The 20,275-nt window shown below is 68.2% G+C and carries 21 protein-coding genes; 9 read left to right on the plus strand and 12 right to left on the minus strand.

The features are described 5' to 3' along the window. Positions 1-31 precede the first annotated feature (31 nt). The 3 genes from AC57B5_RS20450 to AC57B5_RS20460 form a co-directional block, all read right to left on the minus strand. Positions 32-964, minus strand: coding sequence for a hypothetical protein (locus tag AC57B5_RS20450; protein ID WP_496400233.1), 933 nt, complete (start codon positions 962-964; stop codon positions 32-34). 167 nt (positions 965-1,131) lie between these two features. After that, on the minus strand, positions 1,132-2,037 hold the full coding sequence (locus AC57B5_RS20455) for a LysR substrate-binding domain-containing protein (RefSeq protein ID WP_310637950.1): 906 nt from the start codon (positions 2,035-2,037) through the stop codon (positions 1,132-1,134). Between the two features lie 64 nt (positions 2,038-2,101). Further along, complete coding sequence (locus AC57B5_RS20460) at positions 2,102-2,674, minus strand: cob(I)yrinic acid a,c-diamide adenosyltransferase (protein WP_013799980.1); 573 nt, start codon at positions 2,672-2,674, stop codon at positions 2,102-2,104. Positions 2,675-2,855: 181 nt separating this feature from the next. On the opposite strand from AC57B5_RS20460, the gene AC57B5_RS20465 reads away from it, so the two are divergent. Together AC57B5_RS20465 and AC57B5_RS20470 are read left to right on the plus strand one after the other, a co-directional pair. Then, positions 2,856-3,215 carry an EF-hand domain-containing protein gene (locus AC57B5_RS20465; protein ID WP_096914465.1) on the plus strand — a complete coding sequence of 120 codons (360 nt, stop codon included), beginning with the start codon at positions 2,856-2,858 and terminating at the stop codon, positions 3,213-3,215. A gap of 82 nt (positions 3,216-3,297) precedes the next feature. Further along, positions 3,298-4,722 (plus strand): FAD-binding oxidoreductase, encoded by a 1,425-nt coding sequence (locus AC57B5_RS20470; RefSeq protein ID WP_013799978.1) that lies wholly within the window; start codon positions 3,298-3,300, stop codon positions 4,720-4,722. Here the strand turns inward: AC57B5_RS20470 and AC57B5_RS20475 are convergent. Continuing rightward, positions 4,712-5,617, minus strand: coding sequence for a LysR family transcriptional regulator (locus AC57B5_RS20475; protein WP_353176650.1), 906 nt, complete (start codon positions 5,615-5,617; stop codon positions 4,712-4,714). The two genes, AC57B5_RS20470 and AC57B5_RS20475, sit on opposite strands and share 11 nt — an antisense overlap. Positions 5,618-5,743: 126 nt before the next feature. Here AC57B5_RS20475 and AC57B5_RS20480 point away from each other — a divergent pair, with 126 nt between their 5' ends. After that, positions 5,744-6,952 carry a CaiB/BaiF CoA transferase family protein gene (locus AC57B5_RS20480; RefSeq protein ID WP_123694843.1) on the plus strand — a complete coding sequence of 403 codons (1,209 nt, stop codon included), beginning with the start codon at positions 5,744-5,746 and terminating at the stop codon, positions 6,950-6,952. 71 nt (positions 6,953-7,023) lie between these two features. Next, positions 7,024-8,025: a Bug family tripartite tricarboxylate transporter substrate binding protein gene (locus tag AC57B5_RS20485; protein ID WP_071953946.1), complete on the plus strand. Its 1,002-nt coding sequence runs from the start codon at positions 7,024-7,026 to the stop codon at positions 8,023-8,025. 188 nt (positions 8,026-8,213) lie between these two features. On the opposite strand, the gene AC57B5_RS20490 is transcribed toward AC57B5_RS20485, so the two are convergent. Together AC57B5_RS20490 and AC57B5_RS20495 are read right to left on the minus strand one after the other, a co-directional pair. Next, a complete protein-coding gene (locus AC57B5_RS20490; RefSeq protein ID WP_496400234.1) occupies positions 8,214-9,503 on the minus strand; it encodes a M20/M25/M40 family metallo-hydrolase in 1,290 nt (429 codons plus the stop codon). Between the two features lie 157 nt (positions 9,504-9,660). Continuing rightward, positions 9,661-10,935: an MFS transporter gene (locus tag AC57B5_RS20495; RefSeq protein ID WP_496400235.1), complete on the minus strand. Its 1,275-nt coding sequence runs from the start codon at positions 10,933-10,935 to the stop codon at positions 9,661-9,663. A gap of 65 nt (positions 10,936-11,000) precedes the next feature. Here AC57B5_RS20495 and AC57B5_RS20500 point away from each other — a divergent pair, with 65 nt between their 5' ends. From AC57B5_RS20500 to sorU, 5 genes are all read left to right on the plus strand, one after another. Then, entirely contained in the window at positions 11,001-12,023 is a 1,023-nt protein-coding gene (locus AC57B5_RS20500) for an AraC family transcriptional regulator (RefSeq protein WP_202757654.1), read from the plus strand. A gap of 98 nt (positions 12,024-12,121) precedes the next feature. Continuing rightward, on the plus strand, positions 12,122-12,682 hold the full coding sequence (locus tag AC57B5_RS20505) for an RNA polymerase sigma factor (RefSeq protein ID WP_496400236.1): 561 nt from the start codon (positions 12,122-12,124) through the stop codon (positions 12,680-12,682). An 11-nt stretch (positions 12,683-12,693) separates the two neighbouring features. After that, on the plus strand, positions 12,694-13,281 hold the full coding sequence (locus AC57B5_RS20510) for a hypothetical protein (protein ID WP_012201996.1): 588 nt from the start codon (positions 12,694-12,696) through the stop codon (positions 13,279-13,281). 56 nt (positions 13,282-13,337) lie between these two features. Beyond that, the gene (gene sorT, locus AC57B5_RS20515) at positions 13,338-14,594 is read left to right on the plus strand and encodes a SorT family sulfite dehydrogenase catalytic subunit (protein WP_496400237.1); all 1,257 of its coding nucleotides are present in this window, start codon (positions 13,338-13,340) and stop codon (positions 14,592-14,594) included. A 95-nt stretch (positions 14,595-14,689) separates the two neighbouring features. Next, positions 14,690-15,037: a SorU family sulfite dehydrogenase c-type cytochrome subunit gene (sorU, locus tag AC57B5_RS20520; RefSeq protein ID WP_198819833.1), complete on the plus strand. Its 348-nt coding sequence runs from the start codon at positions 14,690-14,692 to the stop codon at positions 15,035-15,037. Positions 15,038-15,050: 13 nt separating this feature from the next. On the opposite strand, the gene AC57B5_RS20525 is transcribed toward sorU, so the two are convergent. The 6 genes from AC57B5_RS20525 to AC57B5_RS20550 form a co-directional block, all read right to left on the minus strand. Further along, complete coding sequence (locus AC57B5_RS20525) at positions 15,051-15,872, minus strand: class I SAM-dependent methyltransferase (RefSeq protein WP_496400238.1); 822 nt, start codon at positions 15,870-15,872, stop codon at positions 15,051-15,053. A 173-nt stretch (positions 15,873-16,045) separates the two neighbouring features. Beyond that, positions 16,046-17,080 (minus strand): peptidoglycan-binding domain-containing protein, encoded by a 1,035-nt coding sequence (locus tag AC57B5_RS20530; protein WP_013799966.1) that lies wholly within the window; start codon positions 17,078-17,080, stop codon positions 16,046-16,048. Between the two features lie 196 nt (positions 17,081-17,276). Continuing rightward, positions 17,277-18,212, minus strand: a complete 936-nt coding sequence (locus tag AC57B5_RS20535; RefSeq protein ID WP_013799965.1) for a ParB/RepB/Spo0J family partition protein — start codon at positions 18,210-18,212, stop codon at positions 17,277-17,279. 13 nt (positions 18,213-18,225) lie between these two features. Further along, entirely contained in the window at positions 18,226-18,792 is a 567-nt protein-coding gene (locus AC57B5_RS20540) for an RBBP9/YdeN family alpha/beta hydrolase (RefSeq protein WP_034397530.1), read from the minus strand. Positions 18,793-18,794: 2 nt separating this feature from the next. Beyond that, complete coding sequence (locus tag AC57B5_RS20545; RefSeq protein ID WP_012201989.1) at positions 18,795-19,565, minus strand: ParA family protein; 771 nt, start codon at positions 19,563-19,565, stop codon at positions 18,795-18,797. A 13-nt stretch (positions 19,566-19,578) separates the two neighbouring features. Continuing rightward, positions 19,579-20,193, minus strand: coding sequence for a LysE family transporter (locus tag AC57B5_RS20550; protein WP_012201988.1), 615 nt, complete (start codon positions 20,191-20,193; stop codon positions 19,579-19,581). Positions 20,194-20,275: the final 82 nt, after the last annotated feature.

A 20,275-nucleotide genomic window follows, 5' to 3' on the forward strand; every position in this document is an offset into this window, starting at 1 on the left:
GGAGAGGCGTGGTGAGATTGATGTTGTCTGACTAGCCACCACAGCATCTCCTCACTAGCTCCTGAGCCATATCAGTCGCACGCTGGCGCCCTTCCGGCGGCACCCGCTGGTCTATGCTCTGAAGCAAATTGGCTTGCAAGGACACATCGCCGCTGGCTTTGGCATTGGCATATAAGTAGGCCCATACCTCGGCCGGCCGCGGCTCTCCCCATGTGGGGTTGTATCGGATGGAGGCCATCATGATCAGCGCATCGACATAGCCTCGGTCGATCAGGGCATTGAGGTAGGCCAGGGTGGTGCGCCGGAATTCGTCGAGGCGCTCTGGGTCCTTCATCACATGCTCCAGATCACGGGTCCAGTAGGCCCCCCCGTAATTCATCATGCTCTGGGGATCGCCCTGGGCCGCTAGCAGGGCGGTCCATTCATCTGCCCTGGCATATGCGTCCTCGGGAAGCTCACCGCAGCCGGGCCGCGCCTTGGCCCCTTCCTCACGCAGCAGCGTCTGGGCCATCGCATGTCCTTCAGGATCGGAAGCCGGGGAAGCCCACTGCGCCATGCGCCCGTAGAGGGACACCATCCAGCAACGCTCCAATGCCTTGTGGAGTTTGGCGACTTCGCCGGCCTGGTCCAGCGTGACCTCGCTGCGGGCAAGCCGGTTGTACAGAATCTCCGCCGATGCATCCACGACAACGGCAGGAAACGCCTTGGCTCTAGGTGCCGTGGGGGGCGCCACCGGCACGGGCGCCGGTACGGAAGCGATCGCCGGTGGAGCGGGAGTTTCAGGTGCTGGCGCAGCAGGCCCGGAAGCTTGCGCAGGTGGCTTGGTTGCACTCACCTGTGCATGCCTGACCTCAGGCGCTGGTTCGGCAAAAAAGATGAGCGCCAGCCCGCCGGCAAAGGCAAGAGCAGCGCATGCCCAGGCAACGACCTGCCAGCGCGGACGCAAAGCTCCTGAATTTCTCATGACCCTCCTTCATGACGATGCAGTTGTCAGATCCCGGGTAATGATTGTGAATAATTCTCATTAACAAATCAATCGATCATGAGAATTCAGTTGAATTTGACAATCGATCGTGCCAATGACCACGGCGCATCAGCCGCAGTCCAGCAGGCATGCTTGTATGAACGGCCTCAACCAGCCAGCAACTCGCGCAAGGCCTTGCGCATTTCCTCGGTCATTGCCCGCGCCAGCACCGACCCCGGCCGCTGGGGCAGGCTGAGTGCATTGACGCCCACCGTGATGCGCGGCAGCAGGGGCACGACATAGACCTTGCGGCGGTCGGCGGCCAGGGCGGTGCAGCCGTCCATGATGGCGGCGCCCAGGCCGTACTCGGCCATGGACAGGGCCGCGTGGTAGGTCTGCACGGTGACCACGGGCGACAGGCCCACGCCGTGCTCGCGGCAGGCCTGGCCCAGGCGCATGCCCAGCGGGTCGCGCGCATCGAGAGCGACCACGGGCAGCTCGGCCAGGTCCTTGAGCTCCATGCCCTCTTCGCGCACGCGCGAAGGCGGCAGCAGGCCCTTGGGCAGCACGCAGAACATGTCCACCTCGGCCAGCAGTTCATGCTCCAGCGCGGGCTGGCCCACGGAGCTGATGACGAAGCCCACGTCGGCCTCCTGCAGCAGCAGGGCCGAGACCACCTGGGGCGTGTGCAGCGCCTGCACATGGACCTGCACCTGGGGGTGGCGGCGCCGAAATCCGGCCACGGCGCGCGGCAGTACCTCGCGGCTGAGCGCGAAGACGGTGAGCACGGTGAGCCGGTCCGCGGCCTGGCCATGGCGCAGGTTGTCGGCCAGGCGCTGGACCTCGTCGAGCTGCTCGAACAGCTTCTCGATGTGGGGGAACAGCGCCAGCGCCTCATTGGTGGGCGTGAGCCGGCCGCGTGCGCGCTGGAACAGCGCAAAGCCCAGCTGCAGCTCCGCGTGCTGCAGGGTGCGGCTGACAGCCGGCTGGGTGATGTTGATCAGCCGTGCGGCAGCGCTGACGCTGCCGGTCTGCATGACGGCATTGAAGACCTCGATGTGGCGCAGGCGCATGGGCCGTCCTAAACGCGGGATTGGCGCGGGATTGGCGCGGGATTAGCGCAGGTTCAGCGCGGGTTCACTCTTCGGCGGACTGCGCGCGGGCCATCCGCTCGCTCTTCCAGTAGACGTCGTCGCCGCCATCCATGCGGTTGAGCACGCGCGCCAGCACGAACAGCAGGTCCGACAGGCGGTTCAGGTATTGGCGCGGCGCGGGCCGCATGGCCTCGCCCTGCTCCAGCGCCACCACCATGCGCTCGGCGCGGCGTGCCACGGTGCGGCAGACATGGGCCTGGGCCGCGGCGCGGCTGCCGGCCGGCAGGATGAATTCCTGCAGCCGGGGCAGCTGCGCGTTGTAGTGGGCCAGCGCTTCATCGAGCTGCAGCAGCGCATCGTCCTTGAGCAGTTCATAGCCGGGAATGGACAGCTCGCCACCGAGGTTGAACAGCTGGTGCTGCACATCGACCAGCAGCTCGCGCACGTCGTCGGGCAGGGCCTCGCACAGCAGCAGGCCGATGTGGGAATTGAGCTCGTCCACATCGCCCATGGCGTGCGGGCGGCCGCTGTTCTTGGAGACGCGCGTGTTGTCGCCCAGGCCCGTGCTGCCGTCGTCTCCGGTGCGCGTGGCGATCTGTGTCAAACGGTTGCCCATGGGGGTTCTCCTTGGCGGTGCGGGGGTGGAAAGCCGGACCCGTAACGGCCCAACACCCAATTGTGCGTTACAGGCGGCACGCAAATGTTGTAGCAGGCAACAGCCGGCAAAAGTGCTGGCCCTGCTGCGCTGCAACAGGTGGAATGCAGTCATGTTCCACGTTCGACAAGGAGTTCGACACATGACCTCTCAACTGCGCAAAGTCTCTGGTTTTGAAATCCGCAGCGTGATGTTGTTCGCGGCCATTTCGCTGGGCAGCGTCACTGCCATGGCGCAGGCTCCGTCCACGGCACCGCAGCCGACGTTTGGCGGCGGCTCGGCAGCAGGCGTGCAATCTGCGCCAGCACCCGCAGCACCAGCGGGCGGCGCCAACGAGGTGCAAGCCGCATTCGACCGCGCCGACACCAACCGGGACGGCAAGCTGAGCAAGAAGGAGGCCGAGGCCCTGCCCGCCGTGAGCAGCAATTTCGCGCAGATCGATGCCGACAAGAACGGATCGCTGTCGCGCGATGAATTCAGCAAGGCTGTCCAGCCGCGCTGACACCCGGATGCCTGGCGGCTGACCCACACGGTTGGGCGGCAGGGCCGGTGGTATTCTTTCCAGTTCCCCCTGGAGAACACCGATGAACGCCCCTGTCGCCCCCGTCCGCCTGCAGCCTGACTTCGCTCAGCGCCCCATCCCCGAAGCCTTCCTCCAAGCCCTGGCCCAGCGTTTCGGCGCCCAGTGCTCCACGGCTTTGGCGGTGCGCGAACAGCACGGCCGCGACGAGGGCGCCATCCAGGCGCCCCCGCCTGCGGCCGTGGTCTTTGCCGAAAGCACGCAGGACGTGCAGGACGCGCTGAAGCTGGCCGACCAGCATGCCGTGCCGGTCATCCCCTACGGCGCAGGATCCTCCCTCGAAGGCCATCTGCTGGCCGTCGAGGGCGGCATCAGCCTGGACCTGAGCCGCATGAACCGCATTCTCTCGGTCAACACCGAGGACCTGACGGTCACCGTGCAGCCCGGCATCACGCGCAAGCAGCTCAACGATGCCATCAAGGACACGGGCTTCTTCTTCCCCATCGATCCCGGCGCCGATGCCTCCATCGGCGGCATGACCGCCACGCGCGCCAGCGGCACCAATGCCGTGCGCTACGGCACCATGCGCGAGAACGTGCTGGCGCTGGAACTGGTCACGGCCAGCGGCGAGTTGATGCGCACCGGCACGCGCGCCAAGAAAAGCAGCGCGGGCTACGACCTCACGCGCCTGATCGTGGGCAGCGAGGGCACGCTGGGCGTGGTCACCGAGATCACGGTGCGCCTGTACCCGCTGCCCGAGGCCGTGAGCGCGGCCATCTGCTCCTTCCCCAGCATCGAGGCCGCCGTTCGCACGGTGATCCAGACTATCCAGATGGGCGTGCCGATTGCCCGCGTGGAGCTGGTGGACGTGAACTCGGTGCGCATGGTCAATGCCTACAGCAAGCTCACGCTGCGCGAGGAACCCATGCTGCTGATGGAGTTCCACGGCTCGCCCACGGGCGTGAAGGAGCAGGCCGAGATGGTGCAGGACATTGCGGGCGAGTTCGGCGGCAACGCCTTCGAATGGGCCGAGCGTCCCGAGGACCGCACGCGGTTGTTCACGGCCCGCCACAACGCCTATTTCGCGGCCGTCTCCAGCCGCCCCGGCTGCCGCTGCATCACCACCGATGCCTGCGTGCCCATCAGCCGCCTGGCCGATGCGCTGCTGGACTCGGTGCGCGAGGCCGATGACAGCGGCATTCCCTACTTCCTCGTCGGCCACGTGGGCGACGGCAACTTCCACTTCGGCTACCTGATCGACCCGGACAACGAGGACGAGCGCTCGCGCGCCGAGCAGCTCAACCACCAGTTGGTGTCGCGCTCCATTGCGCTGGGCGGCACCTGCACGGGCGAGCACGGCGTGGGCATCCACAAGATGGATTTCCTGCGCGAGGAAGCCGGCGACGGCGCGGTGCAGATGATGCGCTCCATCAAGCAGGCGCTGGACCCGAAGAACATCCTGAACCCCGGCAAGATCTTCAGCCTCTGAGTCCCTCCGCCGCGGCCTTCTCGCGCAGGAAGTCGATCAGCGTGGTGATGGCCCGCGTCTGGTAGTGGGACGGCATGTACAGCAGGTATTGGCGCGTGGCCAGAAAGTCCAGGCTGCCCGGCGGCAGCGGCAGGCGCTCAAGCGCGCCGCTGGCCAGCTCGGCCGTCACCATGTAGCGCGGCACCACGGCCACGCCCAGGCCCTGCAGCACGGCATCGCGCAGGAAATGGAAGTTGGGCGACATCAGGCGCGGGCGTATGCGCAGCTCGGTGGGCCGGGCGCCGTTCATGCCCGCCGTGCGCAGCTTCTGGCCCGTGAGCGCCGAGGTGATCAGCGGCACGCGCTTGAGCGCCAGCAGCGAGTCGGGATGGCCATGCTGCGCCAGGAACTGCGGCGTGGCGCAGGCCTCGTAGAGCACATCGCCGAGCTTGCAGGCCACCAGGCTTTCGGGCGGCTCGGTCATCACGCGCACGGCGAAGTCCACCGCGCCCTGCATCAGGTCCTCGATGTCGTTGTCGAAGATCACCTCCAGCGTGATGCCCGGGTGCATGCGCATGAACTCCGTCAGCCAGCCCGACATCTGCAGCTGGCCATAGCCGCTGGGCACGCTCAGCCGCACGGTGCCCTGCAGGCTCTGGCCCAGGCTGTCCACCGACTCGTCCGCCGCCATGGCTTCCTGGCGTATCGCGCGTCCATGGGCATACAGGCGCAGGCCCAGCTCGGTGGGCTCGACCTGGCGCGTGGTGCGGCGCAGCAGCTGCTGGCCGATCTGGCGCTCGAACTGGTTGAGCCGGTGGCTGACGTTGGCGCGGCTCATGCCCAGGCGCACGGCGGCGCGGCTCAGGTTGCCGGCTTCGATGATGTCCACCAGCAGGGACAGTCCGCCCAGATCCATTGTCAAACCTCAGTACACACAATGTCCATTTTTTAGCACGATTGTCAAAGTCCATAAACGAATGAAGAATGCGGGCCTGCCCGGGCTCTGGCCCGTTGCGGTTTTCGTGGTTCGACAAGGTTTCGCATGAGTGCTCTCCCCTCTTCCCTGCCGCTGGACGGCGTGCGCGTCCTGGATCTTTCGCGCGTGCTGGCCGGCCCCATGTGCGCCATGGCGCTGGCCGACCTGGGCGCCGATGTCGTCAAGGTCGAGCACCCGGGCCGCGGCGACGACACGCGCGACTGGGGCGTGCGCGTGGGCCAGCGCAACACCTCCTACTTCAACAGCGCCAACCGCAACAAGCGCTCGGTCACGCTGGACCTGCAGGCCGAAGAGGGCCTGCGCATCGCACGCGAGCTGGCGGCCGACAGCGACGTGGTCATCCAGAACTTCAAGGTCGGCGGCGCCGAGAAGCTGGGGCTGGGCTACGAGCAGCTGTCGCAGCTGAACCCGCGCCTGGTGTACTGCTCCATCTCGGGCTACTCGCGCAGCGGCCCCGAGGCCACGCGGCCCGGCTACGACCTGGTGGTGCAGGGCGAGTCCGGCATCATGGCCATGAACGGCGAGCAGGGCCAGGGTCCGCTGAAGTTCGGCGTGGCCGCCGTGGACATGTTCACGGGCATGTACTCGGCCCAGGCCATCCTGGCCGCGCTCTACGAGCGCGAGCGCAGCGGGCGCGGCCGCCATGTGCAGATGGCCCTGTACGACTGCGGCCTGATGATCACCAGCTACTACGGCATGGAGGCCTTGCTCAAGGCCGGCGACCCGCCCAAGTTCGGCAACGCCCATCCGTCCATCGTGCCCTACGGCGTGTTCGAGGCGGCCGACGGCCCGCTGGTCATCACCGTGGGCAACAACGGCCAGTTCCAGCGCTTTTGCACCGACGTCATCGCCAAGCCCGAGTGGGCCGCCGACGAACGCTTTGCCACCAATACCGCACGCTCGGCAAACCGCGAGCTGCTGATGCCGCTGGTGCAGGCCGAGCTGCTGCGCTTCACGCGCGCCCAGTTGCTCGAATGCCTGACGGCCGCACAGATTCCCTGCGGCGAGGTGCTGGGCCTGTTCGAGGCCCTGAACTCGCAGCGCACGGCCGACGCCGGCCTGCTGCACCGCTTCGAGGACAGCGAGGCCGGCAGCCAGTCCGTGCTGGCCCCGCCCTATGCGCTGGACGGCCAGCGCCTGCCCGTGCGCCGCCCGCCGCCGCACCAGGGCGAACACACCGACGAGGTGCTGCAGCAGCGCCTGGGCCTGGACGAACAGGCCCGCGCTGAACTGCGCGCCAAAAACATCATCTGAGAGCGCGCAGACGTTCCCACCCAGACCGCTCCACGGCTCTCATTTCCACCCCTTCCCGCTTGAGGAGACATATGACTTCCACCCCCTTCCAGGCCTCGCGCCGCCAGATCCTTTCCGCCGCCTGCGCCACCGCCATCGCCACGCTGGCTCCCACCGCCCGGGCCCAGAGCCAGTGGCCCGACAAGCTGATCAAGCTGACCGTGGCCTTCCCGCCCGGCGGCCCCACCGACACGGCCGCGCGCATCGTCGCCCAGCGCCTGACCGAGCGCCTGGGCCAGACCATCGTCATCGACAACCGCCCTGGCGCCTCGGGCTCGGTGGGCACGGCGGCCTTCATCAAGTCGCAGCCCGACGGCTACTCGCTGTCCATGTTCGGCATGCCCGCGCTGCTGGCGCCCATGCTGTTCAACAACAACCTGTACGACGTGCGCAAGGACTTCCTGCCCGTGGCCACGGTCTATGACCTGCCCATGGCCATCGTCATCAACCCGCGCGAGCTGCCGGACGTGACCAACCTGCAGCAACTGATCGAGCACGCCAAGAAGGCCAAGCCGGCGCTGAACTACACCAGCTCGGGCACGGGCAGCTTCGGCCACCTGTCCATGGAGCAGCTCAAGGACCTGGGCGGCTTCGACATGCAGCACGTGCCCTACCGCGGCAGCGCGCCGGCCGTGACCGACCTGATCGGCGGCCAGATCGCCGTGATGTTCGCCGACGTGGTCGCGGCCCTGCCCCACATCCAGGCGGGCAAGCTGCGCGCCATTGCCGTCAGCTCGCAAAAGGCCAAGCAGCTGCTGCCCAATGTGAAGTCGGTGGCCGAGCAGGGCTTCCCCGGCTTCGACGCCGACACCTGGGGCGGCCTGATCGCCCCGCTGAACACGCCGCCCGCCGTGGTCCAGCGCCTGAACCAGGAGCTCAAGCTCATCCTGGCCGAGCCCGAGCTGCAAAAGAAGATGCTGGCCGCAGGCGCCATCGCCACCTACCAGGACGGCGCGGCCATGAAGGCGCGCCTGAATGCCGACTTCACGCGCTGGAGCAAGATCGCGAAAGACAAGAACATCAGCTCCCAGTAAGAGACAAAGAGCGCTCCACGATGCGCCTTCAGGGCATGCCGCAAGGCATGCCCTTTTTTGCTTTTTGACCCCGCCATCTGCAGAGTGCGCCAGGTTTCGCCGCCGGGCCGCCCCAAGGCGAAACGCGGCCCCCTCGGGGGGCGCCCGGCCAGGGGCAGCGGACCATGCGAAGCAGGGGAGCGTGGGGGCTACTTCGACAGATCCATGATCATGCGCGTGGCCAGGTACAGGCGGGGCACGATGGTGTTCAGCTGCACATACTCCGCATCATTGGAGTGCGCGCCGTAGCCGCTCAGGCCAAAGCCCTCGATGACCGCTCCCTTGGCCTTGAGCGCCGCAAACGCCGCGTCGGTGCCGCCGCCCGTGGCCTTTTCCATCACGCTCATCTTCAGGCCCAGCTCATCGCTGTAGATGGTCTGCGCCTGTTTGGCCAGGCTGCGCGAGGCCTCGTTGGCCTCCAGCGGCGGGCGGCGCACTTCGAACTTGAGCTGCACCTTGCTGGCGTCCAGCAGCTTGTGGCCCACCTTGGCCTGCATGGCCTGCTCCAGCGCCGTGAAGTCGGCCACGCGCAGCGCGCGGGCGTCGGCCTGGGCCGTGGCCTCGGCGGGAATGACGTTGCGGTTGGTGCCGGCCTTGGCCACGGTCCAGTTGAGCTTGAGGCCGGTCTCGGGCTTGGACAGGTCCTTCATCTGCAGCAGCTGGTGCGACAGCTCGTACAGCGCGTTCACGCCGTCCTCGGGCTTGGCGCCCGCGTGCGAGGCCTTGCCCTCGACCTTGAGGTAGGCCGCGCCGATGCCGCTGGTGGCCAGGCGCACGCCCCCGTCGGTGCCGCCGCCTTCGAACGAGAAGACCGCATCTTGCTCGGCGCCCATGCGCGTGATGGTGCTGCGCGCGCCGGGCGAGCTGATTTCCTCGTCGCTGTTCATCAGCACGGTCAGCGTGCCGTAGTTGTCGAAGCCCAGCTGGCGCAGCATGGCCACGGTGTGCAGGATCAGGGCCACGCCCTGCTTGTCGTCGGCAATGCCCAGGCCGTAGGCGCGCTCGCCGTCGATGCGAAACGGCTGGTCCTTGAGCATGCCGCGCAGGTAGACCGTGTCCATGTGGGCGATCAGCATGATGCGGCTGGTGCCCTTGCCCTTGAACTCGGCATGCACCATGGGGCCGATCTTCTCGGGCGTGTCACCCAGCCGGTAGACGTCGGTGGGCTGCAGGATCTCGACCTTGCCGCCCTGCTCGCGCAGCTTGCCGGCCACGTAGTTGGCGATCTGCTCCACGCCCTCCATGTCCTTGCTGCCCGACTCGATGTGCACCAGGTCGCGCAGCGTGTCCAGCAAGGGCTGCTGGTGCTTTTGCGCCAGCGCCTGGATATCGGCCTTGGGCGCAGCCAGGGCACTGCCGGACAGGCCGGCCACGGCAAGGGCCAGCGCCAGCGGGGCGCTGCGGAACATGAGGGAAAGCGGTGCGAAGGCGGAACGCATGGACAGGTCTCCTGTGTTGAAAAAGTTGTGCCTGCACGATAGCAGGCGCCGCGCAGGGCGCACGCAATTGCCGTGCCTGTTTTGTCCATCTCCCCGCCCAAAGCAAAGGCCCCGCAAGCCTTGGCCTGCGGGGCCTTGTGGGGAGCGAGACCCGGGATCAGCCCGCGCTCAGCGCCATGCCACCCTTCTTGCTCACGCCATCGCCCACGACCACGGCCGACACCACGCTCAGCACCAGGGCAATGGCCGATCCGTAGAACACGCCGTGGCTCATGCCGTGGTCCAGCATGTAGCCGAACACCGGCGCGGCCAGGCAAAAGCCCAGGTCCAGGCCCGAATACACCGTGCCGTAGACGCGACCGGTGGCGCCGGGGGGCGCGGCGCGCTTGATCAGCATGTCGCGCGAGGGGCCGGCCAGGCCCGTTCCCAGGCCCGCGATGGAGGCCACGGCCACGGCCGCCATGGCCGGCAGCCAGCCCGTGCCGACCAGGAACAGCGCAACGCCCGAGCCCAGCATGCAGATGGAGATCACCTTCTCCAGCCGCTGCACGCGGCCCACGAGGAAGCCGCCGGCCAGCATGCCTGCCGCGCCGCACAGCATGTAGCCCGTGACGATCAGCGCCGTCACGCTCAGCGGCAGTCCGTACATGGACTGCATGGCGGGGCTGGCAAAGCTCTGGATGGCGCTGAGCGCGCAGGTGCTCCAGAAGAAGAACGAGAAGCACAGCCAGACCGAGGGCAGCTTCAGGAAGGCCATGGGATGCTCCTGCGGCGCGGCGGCCGCAGCGGCGCGCGCCGCGGGGGCCTGGGCATCGGCCGCACGGTCGTCCAGCGCCTCGCGGTTGAGCACCATGATGGTGAGGATGACGGCGGCCAGGGCCGCGCCGCACAGGCAGGCCAGGCGCCACGAGCCCGTGGCCGTGGTGATGCCCGCCATGAACAGCGGCGCCAGCGCCCAGCCGATATTGCCCGACAGGCCGTGCACCGAGAACGCATGGCCGATGCGCTTGGCCGACACGCGCTTGTTGAGGATGGTGAAGTCCACCGGGTGGAAGGGCGCATTGCCCAGGCCCGCGAAGAAGGCTGCCAGCAGCAGCATTCCATAGCCCTGTGCCAGGCTGGCGACCACGCCCGCCACGGTGAAGCTGCCCAGCGCCGCAAACAGAATGGGGCGCGCGCCGAAGCGGTCCACGGCAAAGCCGGCCATGGCCTGTCCCACGCCGGAGACCACGAAGAACAGCGACACCATCACGCTGAGTTCGGCATAGCTGTAGCCGAACTCGGCGATCAGCCACGGGAACAGCGGCGGCAGCAGCAGGTGGAAGAAATGCGAGGAACCATGCGCCAGGCCGATCAGGCCGATGGTGCGCACATCGCTGCGCAGCGGGTCCGGAGCCACGGCGTCCGGCATGGAAGAAGAAGAGGCGGTCATGGGCCGCATCTTAGGCAGCAGCGTTTCGTCTTGTATGCGATAGTCTGCCAACTTCTGTCGCAAACATGCCAAAGCCTGTCTCCACGCCCGGCACCCCTGCCCACACCCTTGCCGACCCTTCTGCCGACACCCTGCCCAGCGCCTGCCCCGCAGCCGCACTGCGGTCGGTGCGCAGGGCCCGGCCAATGGAGCCGGTCGAGGCCCTGCATCCGCACCTGTTCGTGCCCACGCCCCAGCGCCCCGTGCGCGCCAAGCAGCACCGCCTGTCGGCACGCACGCGCGTCATACCGCACAGCCACAGCTGGGCACAGATCGCCATCTCGCTGGACGGCGTGCTGCACCTGTCGGCCCCCCAGGGCACACTGATCGCACCGCCGTCCAAGGCCGTGTGGATTCCGCCCGGCCTGGTCCACGCCGTGGCCATGGTCGAGGAAGCCGATCTCGTCTCCATCTACGTGCTGCAGGACGATCCGGCCCAGGGCCCCGTACTGCCGGACCTCCCGCCCTGCGGCGTGGCCTGCAACCCGCAGGACTGGGCACGCTGCCGCGTGCTGGAGGTTTCGCCGCTGATGCGCGAGCTGATCACGGCCCTGCCCAAGCAAAGCGATGACCAGCCCGCTCCCGACGCCGCCACCCTGCAGCGCGAGCACCATCTGAGCGCCCTGCTGCTGGAAGAGCTTCGCCGGGCCAGCGAAGTCCACCTTGGCGTGAACATGCCCCAGGACAAACGGCTGCGCATGCTCTGCGAGGCCGTGGTGGCCGACCCCACCCAGCACGAGAGCCTGGCCGACTGGGCGGCCGACACCGGCGCCAGCCCGCGCACCGTGGCCCGGCTGTTCCAGCAGCAGCTGGGCTGCAGCTTCACCACCTGGCGCCAGCAAGTCGTGCTGGCCCACGGCCTGAGCCTGGCCGCGCGCGGCCTGCCCATACAGCAGATCGCGGCCGAGCTGGGCTACAGCCCCAGCGCCTTCAGCGCCATGGTGCACCGCACGGTGGGCATGCCTCCGGCACGGTTCTTCGGGCAGCAGGCCGGCTCCGCTGCCCACAGGGTCGGAACAGGCGCTGTATCGCGGCCGACCAGGGAATGACAGGGAACCATCGCCTCTTCGCGATAGCTGATCCGATATAGGGTTTGCCGATAGGCAGGCCATGGAATGCGGCGGCGCCCTGCGTGCTCTTATGCCGCATGATCTCCACCGCCGAGTCGCGCTACAACCAGTGGGTGCGCGAGCACTACCGATTCCTGCTGCGCAGCGCCTGGGCACTGACCGGCTCGCGCGCGCTGGCCGAGGATGTGGTGCAGGACTGCTTCACCAGCGCCTGGCGCTTTCGCCACCAGCTGCGCGAGGCCGCAATGGCACGGGCCTGGCTGTTCCAGATCATGCGCCGCCATGCCTTCCGGCACCTTGCGCCATCGGCCCATCTGGTCAGCGATGACGAGGCGCTGGACCAGCATCCCGCACCCACTCCCTCGCCTTCGGCGCTGGACGACCGGCTCGACGTGGTCAAGGCGCTGGCGCGCATCGCGCCCATCCACCGCGAAGTGCTGGTGCTCTATTACTTCGACGACATGCCCACGGCCCAGATGGCCGAGGCCCTGGACATTGCGCCGGGCACGGTGCTGTCGCGCCTGTCACGCGCCCGCGATGCGCTGAAGGCGGCGCTGGAGCAGTCCGCCCCGGCGCCTGCTCCAGAGACTGCCAGCGTGATCCCGCTGCGCCCCACCCCGCTGCGCGCCACCCGATAACAAGGCTTGAAATGACTGCACCGGACACGACCGACGAATCGGCATTCGACCTGCGCGCACGCGCCGAACTGGCCCTGGCCTTCGACCCCGGGCCGCACGGCGAGCCCCCCGCCCATCTGCTGCGCCACACGCCCTGGCATGCGCGCAGCGGCGTGCGCCGGCTGATCGCCGCGTTGCTGGTGGGCAGCTCGGCCGCCACCGCCGTGTTCGCCATGCGCCCGCCCGAGCTGGTGCGCGCCGCCATCGAGCACGAGTACTACGAGCGCACGCTGCGCGGCAGCTTCATGCCCGAGGCCGAGGTCGCGCGCCGCATGGACCTGCCGGCCGGCGAGAAGCTGCCCGGCTACACCCAGCTGATGCGGCCCTGCGACATCGACGGCACGCGCGCCTACCACCTGACCACCTTCTTCGAGAAGGGCGGCATCGTCACCGTCCTGGCCTTCGACCAGCCCCAGCGCCTGGCCGACGGCCAGGGCTGGTGGGCCAACATGCACTGGCAGGTCGTCCGCTCGCGCGAAGGCCGGCCGCTGGTGCTGGTGGCCCAGAAGAAACAGGCCCTGGCCGTGGCCAGCAAGGCCCTGGGCACCCCTGCCCCATGAGATGCCCCATGAGACGCCATGACACGCCCCCTGACAACCACCACGAGGAGACAACCATGAACCACTTGCCGACATCGCCCACTTCCCCCGCGCGCCGCAGCCTGCTGGCCGGCAGCGCCAGCGCGCTGGCCGCAGCTGGCCTGGCCGGCCTGCACCAGGGCGCGTTGGCCCAAGCCCAAGCCCAGGCACCCGCAGCTGCGGCGGCACCGACAGCCCCGGCGGCCAAGCCCCTGCCCGGCTACGCGGGCTGGAAGAAGGCCGATGCCCTCATCGTCCACAGCTCCACCACCATAGAGACGCGGCGCGGCGCCTTCGGCACCAGCGTGATCACGCCCAGCGACCAGCTCTATGTGCGCAACAACCTGCCCACGCCGCCCGAATCCATCGTGGCCGACCGCGATGCCTGGCAGCTGCAGGTGGAGGGCGTGCGCCAGCCCCGCAGCCTCAGCGTGCGCGAGCTCAAGTCCCTGGGCCTGGAGACCGTGGCCATGGTGCTGCAGTGCTCGGGCAATGGCCGGGCCTTCTTTCCCAGCAAGCCCAGCGGCACGGCCTGGACCGTGGGTGCGGCCGGCTGCGTGGTCTGGAGCGGCGTGCCCGTGCGCGAGGTGGTCAAGGCCCTGGGCGGTGTGTCAGACGGCGGTCTCTACATGACCGGCACGGGCGGCGAGGTGCTGCCTGCGGGGCTGGACCCCAAGAGCGTCATCGTCGAACGCTCGGTGCCGCTGTCGGCCATGGACGACGCCCTGCTGGCCTGGGAGATGAACGGCGAGCCCATCCCGCTGGCCCATGGTGGGCCGCTGCGCCTGATCGTGCCCGGCTACACGGGCGTGAACAACATCAAGTACATCAAGCAACTGGCCTTCACGCCGCGCGAGAGCGAGGCCCACATCATGTCCCACGGCTACCGCATCTCGCCACCCGGCAGCAAGGGCGACCCGAGCCAGCCCTCGGTGCAGGAGATGAGCGTCAAGTCCTGGATCAACTCGCCCCTGCCCGAGGACGGCGGGCAGGCCGCCGGCCTGGTGCAGATCCACGGCGTGGCCTTTGGCGGCATGGACGCCGTCAAGGGCGTGGAGGTGTCCACGGACGGCGGCAAGAGCTGGCAGGCCGCGCGCCTGGTCGGCCCCGACCTGGGCAAGTACGCCTGGCGCCAGTTCGTGCTGCAGGCGCGCCTGCCCAAGGGCACGCATGTGCTGGCCAGCCGCGCCACCGACGCGCGCGGCCGGGTCCAGCCCGAGACGCGCGGCGAAAACCAGAGTGGCTACAACAACACCAGCTGGGCCGACCACGCCGTGACCGTCACCGTGGCCTGAACACGGCCCGCGCGCTCATCCCGCCCCCCTTCTCTTCACTCCCGTCACCTCCCGCACACGGCGCCAGACCGTGGCGGGCCCGTACCCCCATTGCCATGTTCACGATGAAACACCTGATCCACACCGCCCTGCTGGGCAGCACTTTGCTCGGCAGCGCCCTGCTGTGCGCCCCCGCCTTTGCCGATGAAGCGGCCCAGATGGCCCTGGGCAAGAAGCTGTTCGCCACGGCCACGCCCGCCTGCGCGCTGTGCCACACGCTCAAGGACGCGGGCGCCGAGGGCGCCATCGGCCCCGTGCTCGACGAGCTCAAGCCCGACGCCGCGCGCGTGGCGCGCGCACTGCGCGACGGCATAGGCGCCATGCCCTCGTTCAAGGCCACGCTCAGCGAGGCTGAGATCGCCGCGCTGTCGCTCTATGTGAGCAAGGCCAGCGCGAAGAAGTAGGCGGCACGGCCCCTCACCGGCGCTCCTGCAGTTCCCGCAGGGCCTTTTCGTAGGGCGTCTCCTCGGGCTCGGGAACATGCACCACGGCCTCGCCGGCACCGCCCAGCGGCATGCGGTAGACCCAGAGGCTGTGCCGGCCCGGGCCCTGGCGCTGCCAGGAGGGCTCCACGCCGGGCAGCGCAAAGTCCAGGCTGACCAGCCAGGCGCCCTCAGGCAGCTCCGTGGCGGCCTTGACGGCCGCACGGCCCATGCTTTCGGGGCGCTGGAACAGGTAGACCATCTGGTAGCCGCTCCAGTCGGCCAGCCAGATATCGGCACGGCGCACGCGGGCCCAGGGGCAGCGCAGCGCGCACAGCCAGCGCAGCGGCCAGCTCCACTCCATGCCATGGAGCCGCGCCTGCGGGTACTGCCCGCGCAGCGCGCGCAGGCCGTCGCCCAGGCCGCAGCCGGCATCGAGCACGGCCGCGCCATCGGGCAGCGGCGCGGCATCGGCCAGGCCTTGCAGCGCATCGGTCGGCGTGGGAAACAGCGGCGCATCGCGCCAGGCGTTGAGCGGGTAGACCAGGGTCAGCAGACCCAGCGCCGCCAGCCACAGCCAGGGGCTGATGGCGGCTAGGCCGCCCGGCCCCCACAGCATCAGGCAGGACAACGGAAAGCCCGCCGCCACGGCCAGGCGCCGCCACCAAGGCGTGGCCAGCAGGCTGGCGAGCACGCCCAAAAAACAGGCCGCCAGCCAGGCGGCCAGCGGCCCTAGGGTCGATTGCAGCGCGGCGTAGACAAGCCAGGCGCCCGCCCAGGCAAGAAGGGCCGGGGCCGGCCAGGGAAGGCGCCGCATGTCAGAGCCTCATTGCGCGACGCGCCTCCCACAGCCCATGAAACGAGCGCGACCTATGCGCCCGAAACGCCCCAAACAAGGGACAGCGAGCAAGGGCCGCCCCGCAGCGAGGCTGTCGTCCCCCTCCCGCAGGAGAGGGGGAAGGCGCGAAGCGACTCAGGGGGTGCTGCATCTCATTGCTGTTGCAGTGCTTGCGAGGTGGCACGGTCGAGGCGGCCGGTCTGCGGCAGGCTCTGGTCGCGCTGGAACTCGCGCAGGGCGTTCTGGGTGTTCTTGCCCATGGAGCCGTCAGGCGTGCCTGCGGTGTAGCCCAGGGCATTGAGCTTTTGCTGCGCGGCGCGCAGCGACATGCCGGCGGCATTGGCGCCCGGAGCCGATGTCTGCGACGGTGCGGCACCGCCGTCCACGCCCAGGCGTCCACCGCCGCCCAGGCCCTGGCCCTTGACGGTCTGCGCCTTGTAGTTGCGCAGCGAGCGCACCATCTGGTTGTAGGCGTCCATGAAGGCGGCGGCGATCACCTTGCCTTCGGCCGTGCGCGTGTAGCCGCCCAGCGAGGCGCCGGCGGAGCCGCCGAACAGCGCGCCCATGCCGCCCCAGTCGGTCTTGGAGGACGAGCCTTCGGAAGCCGACACCTGCACGCCCGAGCGGTTGTCCACCAGGGCCAGCATGACCGAGGCCTCGCGCGTCTTGGTGGCCGCAGCCAGCGCGCCGAAGATGCCGCCTGCGCGGCCGCCGATGGCACCGCCCATGCCGCCGGCATCGCTCTGGTTGAAGATCACTTCGGGGGACAGGCCGTAGTCGGAGGCCACCATCTGGCCCTTGCCTAGGTTGCTGCCGCCGCGCATTTCGCCCGAGTCCATCAGCGCGCGCTCACGCGCCATGGCACCCATGCCGGCCGCGCCGCGTTCCACGACGATGAAGCAGTTGGACTGCTGGATCATCAGGCGCAGCAGCTGCGAGGTGGGCGGCAGGCGGTACTGCTGGGTGAGGATGGTGTACCAGCCCGCGGTCTGGTTCTCGACCAGGGAGATGGTGCCCAGCGAGGAGTCGCAGCGCTCCAGCTCGGTGTTGGCGTTCTCGGCGCTGGCACCGCCTGCGGCGCCCGTGGCCACGGTCTTGGCTTCGGGCGAACCCATGCGCATGTCGGTGGTCACGCAGCCGGTCAGCGCTACGGCAGCGATGGCAGTCAGGGCAAGATACTTCTTCACGTTGTAATCCTCTTGGTCTGGTCTAGGTGAATCAGCGCCAGGGCAATGGGCGTCCACGCACTGGCAGCGTCGCCAGTCAGCGATTACACACAATTACCCCGCATAACAGCGCGCAAATATACCGGGATTCACCCTTGCGAAAAAGCGCTGCTTTGCTGGAGAACGACAGATCACATACGGTTACAAGCTGTTGTCATCACTCGGGTGCATCGCCGCGCAAACGTTCGATCAGCCCGTTGAGCGCATCGAGCGATCCGAACTGGATCGCCACTTCGCCCATTTCCTGCAGCTTGCCGCCACGGCGCACGGACTTCTTGATGCGCACTTCGACATCGGCCATGAGCAGGTCGGACAGCTCTTCTTCCACGCGCTTGATGTCGCGCGACTTGCCGTCCTTCTTGGACTTCTGGCGCACCAGGCTGAAGTCGGCGCCGATCTTCTTGACCAGGGCCTCGGCCTCGCGCACCGACAGCTTCTTGGCCGCGATCTGGTTGCCGGCCGTGATCTGGGCCGCGCGGTCCAGCGACAGCAGGGCACGCGCATGGCCCATGTCGATGTCGCCGGCCATGAGCATGGTCTGCACCGGGTCGGCCAGATTCAGCAGGCGCAGGATGTTGGTGGCTGCGCTGCGCGAGCGTCCCACGGCCTGGGCCGCCTGCTCGTGCGTGAGGCCGAACTCCTTGACCAGGCGCGACAGGCCCTGGGCCTCTTCCAGCGGGTTGAGGTCCTCGCGCTGGATGTTCTCGATCAGCGCCATCGCGGCGGCGGCCTCGTCGGGCACCTCGCGCACCAGCACCGGCACCTCGGCCAGGCCGGCGATGCGGGCCGCACGGAAGCGCCGCTCGCCCGCGATGATTTCGTACTTGCCGGCGTGGTCGCCCTTGGCCAGGCGGCGCACCAGGATGGGCTGCATGATGCCCTGGGCCTTGATGCTTTCGGCCAGCTCGTAGAGCGCGCCCTCGTCCATGTGAGTGCGCGGCTGGTACTGGCCGGGCACCATGACGTCGAGCTGCAGGATGCTGGGCAGGCCGGTCTCGGCCACCGGGCCGCCGCCCTCTTCCTTGTCGTGGACCTTGGGTCCGAGCAGGGCTTCCAGCCCGCGTCCCAGTCCCTTGGGTTTCTTGGTCACCATGGTGTTGTCCTTGTCAAAGCGATGCCAGCAGCGCGTGTCCGCTGTCCCAGTCGCCCAGCCCGCTGGCCGTGTTGAGATGGCCCGAAGGCCCTGCGTCGACGAAGCGTGCGCCCCAGGCATCGGCCATGGCTTGCACGCGCTGGGCGCTGCAGTAAATGTCGTTGTCGCTGCCGACCACGATGGAGGCAAACGGCAGGCGCTGCATCATCACGGGCGACCAGCCCGGCAATTGCTCGCGCAGCTGGGGCTGCTCGGTATCGCCGGGGGCCACCAGCAGCGCGCCGCGCACCTTGCGGGCGGCCAGCGGCGAATGCGCCGCCCACCAGGCCACAAGGATGCAGCCCAGGCTGTGCGCCACCAGCACCACGGGGCGCGGCGCGTCGAGCACCGTCTCCTGCAGCCTGGCGCTCCAGTCGCCGCGCAGCGGGCGGTCCCAGTCGTTTTGCTCCAGGCGGCGGTAGCCGTGGCGCTGCTCCCAGCGGCTTTGCCAGTGGTCGGCATCGGAGTTCTGCCAGCCGGGCAGCAGCCAGATGTCCTCGGCAGCAACGCCCTGCCCCGGCGTTTCATGTGGCACCTGCATGGCTACATCTTCTTGATGCGGCGCACCATCTCGTGCGCGAAATCGATGAAGGCCTTGCTGCCCTTGGCGCCCGGATCGAAGACCACGCCGGGCACGCCATAGCTGGGCGCCTCGGCCAGGCGCACGTTGCGCGGGATGACGGTGTCGAACACCTTGTCGCCGAAGTGCTCCTTGAGCTGGTCGCTGACCTGCTGCTGCAGCGTGGTGCGCGGATCGAACATCACGCGCAGCAGGCCGATGATCTGCAGGTCGGGGTTCATGTTGGCGTGCACCTGCTTGATCGTGTTGACCAGGTCGGTCAGGCCTTCGAGCGCGAAGTACTCGCACTGCATGGGCACGACCACGCCATGGGCGGCACACAGGCCGTTCAAGGTGAGCATGGACAGGCTGGGCGGGCAGTCCACCAGCACGAAGTCGTAGTCGGCATCGACCGCCTTGAGGGCGCCCTTCAGGCGATCGTTGCGGCGCTCCAGGGTGACCAGCTCGATCTCGGCGCCGCTGAGTTCGCGGTTGGCGCCCAGCACGTCGTAGCCTACGGCCTCGGAACGCACGGCGGCTTCCTTGACGCTGGCGTTCTCCAGCAGCACGTCGTAGACCGACAGCTCCAGCGCACGCTTGTCCACGCCCGAGCCCATGGTGGCATTGCCCTGCGGGTCCAGGTCGATCATCAGCACGCGCTGGCCGACCTTGGCCAGGCCCGCTGCAAGGTTGACGGCGGTGGTGGTCTTGCCGACCCCGCCCTTTTGATTGGCGACACAGAAGATTTTGGCCATGGTATTTACACGCTTATTTGGCGATGGCCAGCTTGAGGCCAAAACCGATCAGGAACACGCCCGCAGTCTTTTCGAGAACCCGGGAAACCGCAGGATTGGCGCGCATGCGCTCGGCCAGATGCGCGGTCAGCAGCACCACGATCAGGCAATAGAGAAAGGTCAGCGCGGCCACCGTGGCCGCCATCACCGCGAACGTGAGCAGGCCCTGGTGGCTTGCGGGATCCACGAACAGCGGGAAGAAGGCCATGTAGAACACGATGGACTTGGGGTTCATCAGGGTGATCAGGCCGGCCTGGCGAAAGTAGTGGCGCGGCTCGATGTGCAGCACGGGCTTGTCGCCGGGCTTGGCGGTGAGCATCCTGAAACCCAGCCAGCCCAGGTAGGCGGCGCCCAGCCATTGCACGGCATGGAAGGCCGTGGGATAGGAGGCCAGCAGCGCGGCCACGCCCGCCACGGCCATCCAGATCAGCACCTGGTCGGCCGCCAGCACGCCTGCGCAGGCCGCCATTCCGGCACGTATGCCGCCCTTGCCGGTGGAGGTGATCAGCGCCAGATTGCCCGGCCCCGGAATCAGCAAAAACAGAAGAATGGCAACAACGAATGCGCTGAAATCGGAGATGCCGAACATGCTGACCCCTGAGCGATGAAAGCTGGGAGTTTATGCGAGGGCCATGGCCAGCGCATGTGGAACATGGCCCCGCCGCAACGCA

The organism is Delftia sp. BGA-UO-ETr-SB1, assembly GCF_059567865.1.